General features: G+C 37.4%; 9 protein-coding genes. 4 read left to right on the top strand and 5 right to left on the bottom strand.

Translation table 11 applies throughout. The features are described 5' to 3' along the window. Positions 1–130: 130 nt before the first annotated feature. The 4 genes from NDQ75_RS06575 (at position 131) to NDQ75_RS06590 (ending at position 7,882) form a co-directional block, all read left to right on the top strand. A complete protein-coding gene (locus tag NDQ75_RS06575; RefSeq protein WP_202028583.1) occupies positions 131–2,452 on the top strand; it encodes a patatin-like phospholipase family protein in 2,322 nt (773 codons plus the stop codon). Positions 2,453–2,629: 177 nt separating this feature from the next. Next, a complete protein-coding gene (locus NDQ75_RS06580; RefSeq protein ID WP_202028584.1) occupies positions 2,630–4,837 on the top strand; it encodes a S9 family peptidase in 2,208 nt (735 codons plus the stop codon). Between the two features lie 17 nt (positions 4,838–4,854). Then, the gene (locus NDQ75_RS06585; RefSeq protein WP_202028585.1) at positions 4,855–6,246 is read left to right on the top strand and encodes a peptide MFS transporter; all 1,392 of its coding nucleotides are present in this window, start codon (positions 4,855–4,857) and stop codon (positions 6,244–6,246) included. A 55-nt stretch (positions 6,247–6,301) separates the two neighbouring features. After that, positions 6,302–7,882, top strand: a complete 1,581-nt coding sequence (locus NDQ75_RS06590; protein WP_202028586.1) for a peptide MFS transporter — start codon at positions 6,302–6,304, stop codon at positions 7,880–7,882. A 9-nt stretch (positions 7,883–7,891) separates the two neighbouring features. Here the strand turns inward: NDQ75_RS06590 and NDQ75_RS06595 are convergent, their stop codons facing one another. Genes NDQ75_RS06595 through surE form a run of 5 tightly spaced genes read right to left on the bottom strand, consistent with a single transcriptional unit; the run spans position 7,892 to position 12,650 of the window. Next, positions 7,892–9,901 carry a ComEC/Rec2 family competence protein gene (locus tag NDQ75_RS06595; protein WP_202028587.1) on the bottom strand — a complete coding sequence of 670 codons (2,010 nt, stop codon included), beginning with the start codon at positions 9,899–9,901 and terminating at the stop codon, positions 7,892–7,894. A gap of 32 nt (positions 9,902–9,933) precedes the next feature. Next, complete coding sequence (locus NDQ75_RS06600) at positions 9,934–10,455, bottom strand: C40 family peptidase (protein ID WP_202028588.1); 522 nt, start codon at positions 10,453–10,455, stop codon at positions 9,934–9,936. Positions 10,456–10,480: 25 nt separating this feature from the next. Further along, complete coding sequence (gene lpxB, locus NDQ75_RS06605; protein WP_202028589.1) at positions 10,481–11,593, bottom strand: lipid-A-disaccharide synthase; 1,113 nt, start codon at positions 11,591–11,593, stop codon at positions 10,481–10,483. A 3-nt stretch (positions 11,594–11,596) separates the two neighbouring features. After that, on the bottom strand, positions 11,597–11,878 hold the full coding sequence (locus NDQ75_RS06610) for a hypothetical protein (RefSeq protein ID WP_202028590.1): 282 nt from the start codon (positions 11,876–11,878) through the stop codon (positions 11,597–11,599). Continuing rightward, positions 11,871–12,650, bottom strand: coding sequence for a 5'/3'-nucleotidase SurE (gene surE / locus NDQ75_RS06615; RefSeq protein ID WP_202028591.1), 780 nt, complete (start codon positions 12,648–12,650; stop codon positions 11,871–11,873). The genes NDQ75_RS06610 and surE overlap by 8 nt, the downstream gene beginning before the upstream one ends. Between the last annotated feature and the right edge of the window lie 11 nt (positions 12,651–12,661).

Genomic DNA, 12,661 nt, shown 5'->3' on the forward strand with positions numbered 1-12,661 from the left:
AGTTACTTTCTTCGGAAGGCATTTTTAAATGCGATGCTTTAAAGAAATAAATTGCATATCTTTAAATCAGTGGATTATAAATTTAAGGATTGGCAAGGCTGTTTTACCGAAACTACAAGGATGTAATAAAATGAATTGTATTCAGAAATTTACCTTTTTTACAATTTTACTATTTTTCTTCGGAAATCTTTATTCCCAAGAGGATAAGCCTAAAGTTGCCTTGGTTTTGAGTGGGGGCGGAGCAAAAGGTATTGCCCACGTTGCAGTTTTAAAAAAGCTGGATAGTCTTGGTATTGTTCCAGATTTAATTGTGGGGACAAGTATGGGCAGTGTGGTTGGCGGACTCTATGCAATTGGTTATTCAGCAGATAGTATTAAAAAATTGACAGATGCTACCGATTGGGATAGGTTGCTTTTTGGTGATGTTTCCCTTCAGGATGTTAGCGTGGAAGAGAAGAGTGAATTTCAGCGCTATTTAATGGGGTACGATATTGTGGGTGGAAAACCTAAGTTGAAGCCCTCTATTCTGAAAGATCAAAATTTAAGAGAATACTTAATCTCTTTAACGTCTCCTGTTTATGGGGTGAAAAGTTTTGACGAGTATTCAATCCCTTTTCGGGCGGTTACCACCGATTTGGTAAACGGCACCGAGGTTGTTTTATCAGAAAATTCTTTGGCGCTGGCTATAAGAGCAAGTATGTCTATCCCTGGTATCTTCGCGCCGGTTCGATATAAAAATACATTGTTGGTGGATGGGGGCGTCTTAAATAATTTCCCTGTGGATATTGCGAAGGAGATGGAGGCCGATATAATTATTGGTAGTGATGTAGGTGGCGGATTGATACCTATTGAAAAATTGGATAGTCCAACGACTATTTTGTTCCAAACTTCCATGCTCACCAGTAATCTTAAAAATCAAAGCGATAGGGAGCTTTGCGATATTTTAATTGATCATACTGGAAATTTAACCTATGCTACTAAAGATTTCAATAAAGCAAATGCTATTTATCAGCAGGGTACCGTGGCAGTAAATGAAAAAGTGGATGAGCTTGTGATATTAGTCGAAAAGCTAAAAAAATATCCACAACGGCCGCATCAGTTGCCTTCGGGAGATGGAAAGGTTACGATAGACAGTATTTCTTACGAAAATATTAGTGAGGGAAACCTTGCTGTGATGCGGGCTAGAATGGGACTGGGGCAGGGGAGCGCTTACACGGCAGAGGAAATTCGGAAAGCGGTAGATTATGCCATAGGAACACAGCTCTTTCATCAAATAGATTATAAAATTACGCCTGTTGAGGATCGGAATTTCTTATATATTTCGGGCGTTGAAAAAGCACATCACCAAATTGAAGGTGCATTGCATTATGATACCAATCAGGGAGTGGGTATTGTTTTAAACTATACGGGTAGAAATGTTATTGGGAATTCTTCTCGAATGCTTCTTAGCGTAGATGCGGCAGAACAGCCTAAATTTAGGGTGCAATATCAGCAGAACTTTGGTAAAAATAAAAAATGGTGGTGGCGTGGTCAAGTTTTCGGTCAGAATACGGAGCAAAGTTTTTACAGCTTAGGGGTTAAGGGAGAAGATTTAAAGAATGATTACCTTGTAACAAGTTTACAGTTCAATAAAAGCATCAAAACTTTGAAGGATTATATTGGGATGGAATTGAATTATGAATACACGCTGTTTCGTCCTGAACTTGACCCTGAAACAAACGTAAATATTTACGATTTAAAGCGTTATTCTTTTAAGAATTTGGAATTGAGCGGCTATTACGTTCATAACAGCCTCGATAAAGTTTTTTTTGCAACCAAAGGAAGTTATCTTTTTGCCCAAGCAGCAAGGTCCTTAAGCGCTAATGTGAATACCGAATTCAATGAATTCCCAGAGGATGATGTAGACGGGCACGTAAACAAATTTACAAAGGTTAGCATGGAATATGAAAAACGGTTTGCGCTGAAGAATGCTAACTCCTTAATCTTAGGAAGTAATGTGGGATTTACTTTTATAGATAATCAAGATGCCGATGATATTTCCTTTATTCGGCACGGACAAGGAGCAAAGTATTTTCTAGGAGGAAACTTGCGGCAAAACAGAAGGGATTCCTACGCTTTTAAAGGGCTTGGCGACGGGCAGCTTATGGCAACTCAGTTTATAAGTGCGCATGCCTCCTTGCAGCTAAATCCGTTTAGAAATTTTTATATTACTCCTCATGCCAATTTTGCTTCAGTTGGCTTTGTTGATGCCAATAGCTTTTTTGATGAAATATTTGATTTTACCAACGAGTGGACCGAAACCTCTAATACAAGTTTACTATTTTCATCTGGCGCTACTATCTCTTACGATACCATTTTAGGACCAACGAGTTTCGATATTTCCTACATAAACGATTTAGGAAAATTACAGTTTTTCTTTGGGGTGGGATTACAACTTAATTTAGCAAAATAAGAATACAGATCGCCCTTCTTTCCGAAGCGATAAACACTTGGAATTGAAATGAACAGTTTTATTTTTTCATACGCCCCGAGCCAAAGTTCACAATTAGCAATGTTTAACGATAAATGTTGCGTAGTCTGTGAAATTTTTAGTAAAATTGACGGTTTTTTAATCAATACGTAACAATAAATGAAGAAGAATTTTAAGCTGCTCCTACTTTTTGTAGGCTTAGTTTCTGTGGTATCTGCTCAAAATCAGAAAATTACATTAGAAGAAATTTGGGGAGGTGCCTTTCGCACCGAAGGAATGGACGTGTTACACTCCATGAAAAATGGAACTCAATATACTGTGCTTAACTTCGATAGAAGCACTAGAAGCTCCGCCATCGACAAATACAATTACGAAACCTTGGAAAAAGTAGAAACCATCGTTTCTTCTTCCAACTTGTCTCCAATAGATTATTTTACATCGTATACATTTAGCCAAGACGAATCGAAAGTTCTTTTGGCAACAGAAGTGGAATCTATCTTCAGAAGGTCTACACTTGGTAAGTTTTATGTGTATGACATAGCGTCTAAAGAGCTAACATTGATTTCAGAAAATAAAATACAAGAACCTACGCTATCTCCAGATGCTTCTAAGGTGGCCTATGTTTTTGAAAACAATTTGTACATAAAGGATTTAGCCAACGGAAAAGTGACACAGGTTACAACCGACGGGGAAAAGAACAAAATTATTAATGGAGTAACCGATTGGGTTTATGAAGAGGAATTCTCCTTGGTTAGAGCATTCGATTGGAATAAAACTGGCGAATATTTAGCCTACATCCGTTTTGATGAAAGTAAAGTGCCTCAATTTTCCATGGATGTTTACGGGGAAAGTTTATACCCAACACAGCACGAATTTAAATATCCAAAGGCTGGGGAAAATAATTCAGAAGTAAAATTATTTACGTACGAGCTTGCTTCCGAAGAAAAAAAAGAGGTTGACCTTGGAGATGCATACTACATCCCAAGAATTGAGTGGACAAACGATGCTGATGTTTTGAGCGCTCAAGTAATGAACCGTCATCAGAACGATATAAAATTGTATTTTCATACTATCAACAAGGGGACGGAAGTGGTGCTTCACGAGACAGATGAAGCTTACATTGATGTAACAGACAACCTTACCTTTTTGGAAGATAACAGTTTTATTTGGACAAGCGAAAAAGACGGATTTAATCATATTTATCACTACAATAAAAATGGAAAGCTTCAACACCAAGTTACAGAAGGACCTTGGGAAGTGACTAACTATTACGGATACGATAAAAAGACAGACCGTGTTTTTTACCAATCGGTAGAGAATGGTTCTATAAATCGCGATGTGTATTCGGTAAAATTAAATGGAAAAGGCAAAAAAAGACTTTCTTCGGAAGAAGGGACCAATAATGCAACTTTCAGCGCCGATTTTAGCTACTATATCAATTCATTTTCCAGTGCTTCACTTCCGCCACGTTATACTTTAAACGATAGCAAAACTGGTAAAGAGGTAAAAGAAATTGTAAACAACGATGCGCTTTCTAAGAAAGTTTCCCAATATGAAATTTCACCAAAGGAATTTACTACTATTCGCGTAAATGGAAACGATTTGAATATGTGGATGATAAAACCCGCAGATTTCAACCCGAATAAAGAGTATCCATTATTTATGTATCAATACTCCGGTCCTGGTTCGCAACAAGTTGCCAATAGCTGGATGAGTGCCAATGACTACTGGTACCAAATGTTGGCAGAAAAAGGATATGTTGTAGCCTGTGTTGATGGAAGAGGGACAGGTTTGAAAGGTGCAGATTTTAAAAAGATCACCTACAAAGAACTAGGTAAGTATGAAGTTGAAGACCAAATTGCCGTTGCAAAGCAATTAGGAGAGCTTTCTTATATTGACGAGGATAGAATTGGAATTTGGGGTTGGAGTTATGGTGGCTTTATGAGTACCAACTGTATTTTAAAAGGTGCTGATGTGTTTAGTATGGCCATTGCCGTAGCTCCAGTTACCAGCTGGCGCTTTTACGATACTATCTACACTGAAAGATATATGCAAACACCGCAGGAAAATGCCAGTGGTTACGACCAGAATTCGCCGTTGAGCTACCCAGAATTGCTAAAAGGGGATTATTTATTAATTCACGGAACAGGCGATGATAACGTACATGTACAAAATACAATGAGGATGGCAGAAGCATTAATCCAAGCCAACAAGCAATTTGATTGGGCCATCTATCCCGACAAAAATCACGGTATTTATGGTGGGAACACCCGTTTACAGCTTTATACAAAAATGACCAATTTTATCGATGAAAATTTGGGAGCTACTTCTAGCAAGATCGAGGGAGTAAAGCAAATGAATAATTAATACCAAATAATTTTTATATGTCTTCAATAGCAAAACAAGATCCTAGTACAAGCGAATTATTTGGTCATCCTAAAGGGTTATATATTCTTTTCTTTACAGAATTATGGGAACGCTTTTCCTATTATGGAATGCGTGCACTTTTTACGCTTTTTTTAGTTGCTGAAACAACTTCTAATAATCCTGGATTTGGTTGGACAAACGATGAAGCTTTAGCACTTTATGGTTGGTACACCATGTTGGTGTATATGTCCTCAATTCCTGGAGGATGGATTGCAGATCGATTTCTAGGACAGAAAAAAACAGTAATGCTGGGTGGAGTTCTTCTCTGTATAGGGCATGCTGTGCTTGCTTTAAATTCTGAAACTTCCTTCTATATTGGTTGCTTATTCATAATTTTAGGTGTAGGCGGACTAAAACCTAATATTTCTTCAATGGTTGGAGGCCTTTACAAACCAAAAGATGAGCGTAGGGATTTAGGCTTCTATATTTTCTATATGGGGATTAATATTGGTGGTTTTGCGGCTCCTATAATTTGTGGATATGTAGGTGAAAAAATTAACTGGCATTATGGTTTCGGATTGGCAGCAATTGGAATGTTTATCGGTCAGTTAGTTTATATCTGGGGACAAAAATACCTTAAAAACGTAGGGAATCTTATTTCTAAAGATAATGAGGTGGACAGGGAAATCCTTACTAGGCCGCTTACGGCTATTGAGAAAGATCGGGTGAAGGTTTTATTGATTTCTTTTCTTTTAATTATTCTATTCTGGGCAGCTTTCGAACAGGCGGGCGGACTTATGAATTTGTACGCTGAACAAAAAACAGATCGTGACCTTTTTGGTTGGATAGTACCGGCTTCGGTATTTCAATCAGTGAATTCCTTCTTTATTATTACATTGGCGACTGCTGTTGGAGCTTTTTGGTTGAAATGGAAGAAGAAAGGAAAAGAAGCTTCTTCTTTATTTAAAATTGCAGTTGGTATTATAATTATGGCTTTAGGCTTTAGCTTTATGAGTGCTGCTTCAGTTCAATATGAAGAAACAGGGTCTTCAGCTATGTATTGGTTAATTTTGGCGTACCTTTTCCACACCATTGGAGAATTATGCGCCTCTCCAGTTTCTCTTTCTTTTATAACAAAATTAGCACCGTTAAAATACGCTTCCATCATAATGGGACTGTATTGGGCTGCTACAGGGTTGGGCAATAAAATCGCGGGTTTAATTGGCCAAAGTGCTCAGGACTTGGGAGAATTTGAGATTTTTACTGGAATCGCTATAATCTGGTCGCTTATTGGTGTGCTGGTAATCATGTTGTTGAAACCTCTCAAAAGATTAACTCACGGCGCTGAGGATAATGAGGGTGCCGCTAGAGACGAAATGGCTAAAGAGTTAGAAACATCAACTAATTAGAATTTCTAACTTAAACTTATATTTGCTAAACTAATACGCTTCTTAAACTAATATTATGAATCTAACACTATGGATTTTGGCAGTGGGATGGACCTTTGTAGCGCTTTGGGTTCCTTTTATTATTTATACAAATAGAAAGACGCATCCCCGAGCGTTGTTTGTGCTATTTTTTGCCGAAATGTGGGAACGCTTTTCCTATTATGGAATGCGGGCCTTACTGGTTTTGTATATGACAAAAGTTCTTTTTGTTGATATGGCGCAATCGGCGGCCGAGATAAAGTCGTACGCCATTTATGGATCGTACACGGCTATGGTGTACCTTTTTCCAGTACTTGGAGGATTGGTAGCTGATAAATATCTCGGCTTTAGGAATACTATAATTTGGGGTGGTTTTTTAATGGTGCTCGGACATTTTGCTTTAGGTTTCCAGGCTTTTGGGGACTTAGAAGGGAACATGCCTATGTTCTTTGGAGCGCTAGCACTTATAATTATAGGTAACGGTTTTTTCAAACCTAATGTGAGTTCTTTTTTAGGAGAATTCTACGAGACAGATGATCCTAGAAAAGACGGAGCTTTTTCAATATTCTATATGGGAGTCAATATTGGTTCTTTCTTGTCCATTTTAACATGTGGATATGTAGGGCAGAATATCAATTGGCATTATGGGTTTGGATTGGCAGGCATTGGAATGCTTATCGGATTATTAGTATTTTGGCTTTTTGCAAAAGGTTTTGGAGATAAAGGTTTAATGCCTGAAGAGGTTAAAACGGGAGAGGTGAAAATTTTTGGTGTAAAACCTAGCGTTGTTGTAATTACACTTTCTTTAGTTGCTATCCCCATCTGTGCGTTAATGCTTAACTTAAATGAAGTAATGTCTACGTTACTTTTAGTGATTTCAATAGGCATAATTGGATACATAGTGTATCATGCTCTCAAAAGTGAAAATAAAGCGGAAGGTCAACGCCTACTGGTTGTAGTCGTATTATTTTTCTTTCATGCCGTGTTCTGGGCACTTTTCGAGCAAGCGGGTGGTTCGTTGACGATTTTTATTGAGAAAAATGTGGACCGTTCATTTCTAGGAACTGTTTTACCAGCCTCCATATTCCAAAGTTTTAATCCTTTGTTTATAATCTTATTGGCTCCATTATTTTCATGGATGTGGCTTCGATTGAATAAATCTGGTAAAGAGCCAAGCACACCTATGAAATTTGTATTAGGATTATCTTTGCTTGCTTTTGGTTTTGCTATCATTGTATTAGGCGCAAAATTCTTTCCAGACCAGCAAGGGTTGGTTTCGGTTGTGTTTGTAGCTCTAATGTATTTGTTTCACACTATGGGCGAACTTTCATTATCACCAGTGGGACTATCTATGGTAACTAAGTTGTCTCCGGCAAAAATTGTTGGTTTTGTAATGGGTGCTTGGTTTTTGTCTATATCAATTGGAAACAAATTAGCGGGATGGATAGGTGCTTTAACAGCGTCTGAAAGTGTAGCAGAAGGCGCGCATCCAACAGAGACCTTAAGTATTTATGCCAACACGTATTTAGTTTGGGGTGTTTTGGTAGTTTCTGGTGCTGCACTGTTATTGTTGCTTTTGGTTCCAATTTTGAGAAAGTGGATGAATGGTATTCACTAAAAAATAAACTCATTCAATTATAAAAGCTCCCTTTTCGCCTGTGTAGTGAAAAGGGATTTCTTTTTTTAAGCAGGTCTTTTCCCAGAGTCCCACAAACGACCTATAATTACTGCCGTCTGCGACTACCTGTTTGGGCTGTATTTTCTGTAAGGCTCTTTCCAAATTTATTTTCGGTGAGTAGGTAAGGAGTAAAATGTCCACTTCTTTATTGTTATCAAAATTCGAAAGACTGTCCACAATTAAAATTCTATTTCCTTTAAAATTTATTGATTTTGAGAATTGCTTTATATGGATGTGTTTAATGTTTTCACCTAACGCATAGTCATTAAATATTCTTTGGTTGTTGTTTGTTTTCTGTTGAACTTTTAAAGTGCGTCCCTCGTGCAGGGCAATTTCAGAAGTGCGACTTTTATGAAATACAATCAACCTGTTTTTTCTATTGGCTACCTTATGTTCATATATAAATGTTGCAATCAGCAATAGTATACTTCCGAAGAAAAAAACAGTCCTCCTTCTATTTTTGGTTTGTAGTAACAGAGCAAGGGCGATGATTAGTATGTAGGATGCAATTAATTTGAATTCGTTAAAATGATGAATATACTGAAATAAAAATGCCTCCTGATTTGCTATCCAAGCCACGAAGCTGTTCATGAGATTAATGGCTTCAAAATAAAGATTAGCCAACCAATTTGGTAAAACATTTAAAAGTAGTAACGCAATCAACAGAAATCCCAGACCCAACAACACACCGATACAAGGAACGATTATTAGGTTTGAAAGGAAAAATAAACTTGGGAATTGATGAAAATAGTATAACGATAGCGGTAGCACACTTAATTGAGCTGCAAAAGTGACGGTAAGCAATTGCCAGAAATAGAGAGATACTTTGTTTCGCGGAATCCAATATCGGGAGAGGAGAGGTTGTATCCAAACGATGCCTAAAACGGCGGTATAACTTAATTGAAAACCGACATCAAAAATAAAGCTTGGCTTAAATAGCAAAATGATGAACATAGAACTTATAATAGCATGATATATATTGTGAGTTCTATTTAGATGCATTCCGTAAGCGATAAAAGAAAACATGGTTACCGCACGGACGACTGAGGCAGATAAGCCGGCAACAAGGGCAAAACTCCATAAGATTATTATGGTAAGAATTAGTTTTATAAGTTTTCCTCTTCTGAGATTTTCAATGGGTTTTAATAGAAAGTTTAGAAACAATAATACCAAACCCACATGCAAACCGGAAATGGCTAATAAATGAATGGCTCCAGCAGCCGCATATTGTTGGTAGGTTATGGCAGAAATATCTTGACGCTGACCCAAAAGTAGGGCTTTTACCACCGCAATTTCATTCGGATGGTCATATTTTTCTAGTTTGTGATTTATATTATCGTGAAACCTGGCTGCCAATCCGCGAAGCGTATTGGTTTCCGAAGATTTTAACTGAATGGCTTCCGAGGTTACCGTAAGTTGGCGGTGCACTTGGTGGCTCTTTAAATAATTTTTGTAGTTAAATTGATGCGGATTTAAGGGAGAGGGGATTTCTTTGAGGCTACTTTGAGTCTCGTAAATATCGTCTACTTTAAGAAGCTGTACTTCTGTTAAGGAATCCCTTTCTAAACTGAAAAGAAACTTTCCTTGAGCTTCAAAACCGTTTATGCGTAATACTTCAGCGAAATAACGATTATGAAAAGCAGTAGGTTTTAACCTTTCCGTTATTTGAAAAGTAACGTTAGCACCTTTCGTATACTTTTTTAAATAGTGATTCGAATTTCTTTCTGAATGAATAGTCGCGGTCACGACTCCAATTCCTATAAATAGTAAAAAAACTAAGAATCCGAAATACGCCGAAACAGCTATTTTTCGAGAGCGGTTAATCAGTAATAAAAATAAAAGCCCTGTTAGTGATAGGTACAACGAAATGACTGAATCAAATTGGTAATGATATCCCAACAAGATTCCAATTACTAACGAGATTAATAGCTTAAAAATGGGATACTGAAGTACATTCACGTAGTAAATATACTAAACAATAAGTTTTTAAACTATAAAACTCTTCGGGCGTGGTTAAAAGCAAAATTCCAATATCCTTCGCTTAAGGAAGAAACGAGTACGCCTCGAGAGGAGGTAGAATGAATGAATTGAATATCTTTTCCCTTAACGGAAACTACTAAGCCTACATGGTTTATTCTTCGGCTATTTTTATTTGTGGTGAAGAAAAGTAAGTCGCCTTCTTCTACATGTTTTAAACTGATTTTTTTTCCTTCCGTAGCCATCATGTAAGAAGCCCTTTGAAGCGCCACGTCATTTTCTTTAAAAGAAGTGTAAATGAGTCCGGAGCAATCCATTCCTCTTTTTGTAGTACCACCGTATTTGTAGGGCGTGCCGTTATAAGAAAGGGCGGTTTTTATAATTTTATCCGCTTCTTTCGATGCTTTTTTACTTTTATGGCGTACTTCTTTGTTAGTTTCGGGGCTTCCTTCAACAGAAACAGTTCTGCTTTTTTTGGAGGATCCACATGATGCGATTAAAGTAGCGGTTAAGAGAATGAGCAATACTTTTTTCATTGAGGTATTTGGGTTTTCAGGCAAATTAAGAAATTTTATTGAAAATGAGTTCCGCTGTTTTTTTACTGGCACCTTTGCCTCCAAGTTTCTTCTCCAACTCAAAATAATCTAAAAAAATACGTTCCCTTATTTCTGGGGATAATATTTTTTTCAATTCTCTTTTAAGATTTTTTGTAGTAAGGTCGTTTTGGATCAATTCTTTAACCACTTCTTTATCCATGATTAAGTTTACCAGCGAAATATACTTTAAAGTGATTATTCGCTTAGCAATTTGATAGCTGATCCAATTTCCTTTGTAGCACACCACTTCTGGGACTTTAAAAAGCGCCGTTTCTAAGGTGGCGGTTCCACTTGTAACCAATGCAGCTTTGGAAACACTCAATAAATCGTATGTTTTTCCTGTTACAAAATGAACGTTGTGTTTACCAATAAACTGCTCGTAAAAATGATAATCCTGACTGGGAGCCCCAGCAATTACAAATTGATATTCCTTAAAATCATCCACCACGCTAAGCATAACGGAAAGCATATTGGTAATTTCCTGTTTTCTGCTTCCTGGAAGTAGCGCAATAATTTCCCTTTCATCGAGTCCGTTTTCTTTCTTGAAATCATTGGGAAGCACTTGTTTTCTATTTCCAATTGCATCAAGTAATGGGTGTCCTACGAAATTGACAGGATAGTTATGTTTCTTTTCATAAAAATCTTTTTCAAAAGGAAGAATGACAAACATTTCGTCAATATCTCGCTTAATGGCTTCGATTCTTTTTTCGCGAGAGGCCCAAATTTGAGGAGATACATAATAGAAAGTTCGGTAATTCTTTTCTTTTGCCCATTTCGCTATTCGAAGATTGAAACCAGAATAGTCAATAAAAATAAGCACGTCAGGTTGGTAAGCCTCAATATCTTCTTTACAGAATTTTATGTTGGAAAATATAGCGCGAAGGTTCATCACTACTTCAAAAAATCCCATAAAGGATTGTTCCTTGTAATGCTTCACCAACTCGAGTCCAGCGGCTTGCATTAAATCGCCTCCCCATCCTCTAAAAGAAGCATTTTCATCTACTTTCTTCAGTTCCTTAATCAGGTTGGATGCATGTAGATCTCCTGAAGCTTCACCTGCTATAATGTAATATCGCACTTGTTAAAATATTTTAAGCAATAAGATACTAAATGCTGTTAGAAAAGTAGCAATTAAAACTCCTTTTGCCCTGTGATCTCTTTTCAATTTTATAAATCCGAAAAAGGCAGCCAGATTAAGCAACGCTCCAAGCGCCAATAAACTGCCTAAATGACCTTGTTCCCTAGCTACTTGAATGGTAGTGGCAATGCTAAGATCTGAAAACAATAAAATGTACAATAAGAATCCCATCGCATTGGCGATAATTCCCACTACAAAGCCAATAATTACTTCCTTTTTAATCATTTAAATTCCAAGTATTTAAATCCTGTATGGCGTGATGAGCAGTAAGATCGAATTGTACAGGAACTACGGAAACGTAACCGTTTTCCAAAGCCCATTCATCAGTATCTTCTCCTTTGTCTTGGTTAACAAATTTTCCCGTAAGCCAGTAATACTCTCTACCCATTGGATTGGTACGCTTATCAAATTCTTCCACCCAACGAGCGCGCGCTTGTCTGCATACTTTTACACCTTTGATAGCTTTTTCTTTTAATTTTGGGAAGTTTACATTAAGTACCACACCTTTTGGAATACCATTTTTAAGGGCACTTTCCGTAATGGTTTTCACATATTTTTTTACGCTTTCAAAATCGGCTTCCCAGGAATAGTCGCACAATGAAAATCCGATAGCTGGAATCCCTTCTACGCCAGCCTCTACTGCGGCGCTCATGGTTCCAGAGTAAATTACATTGATGGAGGAATTCGATCCGTGGTTTATACCACTCACGCAAATGTCTGGTTTTTTATTCAATATTTCGTTCACAGCCAATTTTACGCAATCAGCCGGGGTCCCGCTACAGCTGTATTCCAATTGAATGTCGTCTTGGTTAATGGTGATAGGACTGCAGTACAGCGTTGAGTTTACGGTAATAGCATGGCCCATTCCACTTTGAGGGCTATCCGGCGCCACTACAATTACTTCTCCAATTTCGTTCATAACATCGATTAGGGCTCTAATTCCTGGAGCGGTTATCCCATCGTCATTAGTAACGAGTATTAAAGGCTTTTTCTTCATTTTTATATTAA

It is taken from the genome of Galbibacter mesophilus (genome assembly GCF_023721415.1).
GTDB lineage: Bacteria > Bacteroidota > Bacteroidia > Flavobacteriales > Flavobacteriaceae > Galbibacter > Galbibacter mesophilus.